General features: G+C 36.6%; 1 protein-coding gene and 1 pseudogene. One reads left to right on the top strand and one right to left on the bottom strand.

Features of this window, described 5'->3' with window-relative positions; translation table 11 throughout:
- Nucleotides 1–407, bottom strand: a pseudogene (locus tag H4J59_RS01390) (transposase); the annotation flags it as partial.
- A gap of 184 nt (nt 408–591) precedes the next feature.
- Here H4J59_RS01390 and H4J59_RS01385 point away from each other — a divergent pair.
- Nucleotides 592–1,050: an N-acetyltransferase gene (locus H4J59_RS01385; protein WP_182236171.1), complete on the top strand. Its 459-nt coding sequence runs from the start codon at nt 592–594 to the stop codon at nt 1,048–1,050.
- The last annotated feature ends 234 nt before the right edge of the window (nt 1,051–1,284 follow it).

Here is a 1,284-nt window from a genome sequence, read left to right as displayed (position 1 = left end):
ATATCGATTAAGCGTTGCTTATAGACCTGCGCTGTTTCTTCAACTATTTTCAATTCGAATTCAGTTAATAGTTGTTCTCGCTGATATTTTCTGGTCAACAAGGTGCCTTTAAACAACTTATGCCAACGAGACAGTACATCTAGCGTAGACCAACTTTTCACCTGTTCACTATCAACATGAAGCACTAAATGTAAGTGATTATTCATGACAGCGTGAGCACAAATATCAATAGCAAATACCTGAGATAATTGAAAAATACGTTTTTCAATCCAACTACGCCTGTGCTCATAGCTGACACCCGTTTCTTTATCAACACCACATAAAAAAGCTTTGCGGACGGTTCGACTGCAAATATGATAATACGGCGTATCAGATAAACTGATTTGTTGTGAACGAGGCTTGGGCATAACTATCACCACACTTATAAAAGAGTAAATTAAGTGTAGTTTATTGTTGAAAAAACAAACAAGTTATTATGGGTGGCTTAATTAGTGTTGATTAGTGATTAGCTTAATTAATGACAAGTGAAGTGTCATAGCTATATTATCAACGCTTCCAGCGTGTATAAAACTATAACTTTAGGAAATTAAATTGAGTAAAGTAGGTGTAAGTAAAACGGTTATAAGTGATTCTTTAGGTATTGCAGCATTAGATAGAAATTCTTGGGGTAACAATAAGGATTCTGAGTTTATTCCTGATGGGGAGCATGCGTGGAGACTTTGGTGTGAGCATAGTATTATGTTCTCAGCTAAAATAAATGGCGAAATTGTTGGAGCAATACTTGCCTTTTATTGTGAAAGCGGAGTGTATTGTGTTCATAAAATTATCGTTTCAAGTGATCATCGTGGCAATGGAATTGGCAGCTTACTATTTGAGTCGCTGTTAACAACTTTAGATGCAAAGAAAGTCAGCAGCTGCTTAACTGTTGAGCCTAGTAATAAAAATGCAATATCGTTATATGACAAATTGGGCTATGAAGTTAAAGAGTTAGTTAATGGGTATTATCGAAGCTATGAAGATCGGTTTATCATGGTTAGGGAGCCTAATTAGAGCAATGTAAAGAAGGCAATCAAACGGAAAAGCTAGCACTTCGTGGGGAGTCATTATGTCTAGATTTTTCTAGAGTGCGGAGTTAAATCTGATTTGGCTTGCGAAGATAGGACCCTGTAACAAAATCTGTGTAACTGCCTATTATTAATACCCATGTAGGGTTAAGGATAGGCAGACTATGAATAAGAAAGCACTCGAAGCGTTCGGTAAGCAAGCGGCTAAATCAATTAAGAC

The organism is Colwellia sp. MB02u-10 (assembly GCF_014077185.1).
GTDB lineage: Bacteria > Pseudomonadota > Gammaproteobacteria > Enterobacterales > Alteromonadaceae > Cognaticolwellia.
Note: the sequence above shows the minus strand (reverse complement) of the source record. Positions and strands in the feature narration are given on the sequence as shown.